The organism is Leucobacter sp. G161 (assembly GCF_001482305.1).
Classification (GTDB): Bacteria; Actinomycetota; Actinomycetes; order Actinomycetales; family Microbacteriaceae; genus Leucobacter.
The window spans coordinates 1-290 of sequence record NZ_LOHP01000040.1 but is presented as its reverse complement, the minus strand read 5'-3'; the positions used below and the strand labels follow the sequence as shown (position 1 = coordinate 290).

Genomic DNA, 290 nt, shown 5'->3' with positions numbered 1-290 from the left:
ACCGAGTACGCCGCAGGGGCCAACCACTACCTCGAAACCGGCGAGCTCTTCGCCGAGGTCGAAGATGAGCTGCGCGGAGCAGACGCGATCCTCTTCGGATCGATGGGCGACCCCAAGGTCACCCCGGGCATCCTCGAACGCGGCTTCATCCTCGAGATGCGTCAGCGCTTCCAGCAGGCGGCAAACGTGCGCCCCGTCCGTCTCTACCCCGGCGTCCCCACCCCCATCGCAGATCTCACCCCCGAACGCTGCGAACTCGTCATCGTGCGCGAAAACACGGAGGGCGCCTA

General features: G+C 66.2%; 1 protein-coding gene. It reads left to right on the top strand.

The genetic code is table 11. The features are described 5' to 3' along the window. Nucleotides 1–290, top strand: a 290-nt coding sequence (locus tag AUL38_RS03240; RefSeq protein ID WP_235590585.1) for an isocitrate/isopropylmalate family dehydrogenase, incomplete at both ends; no start/stop codon positions are given.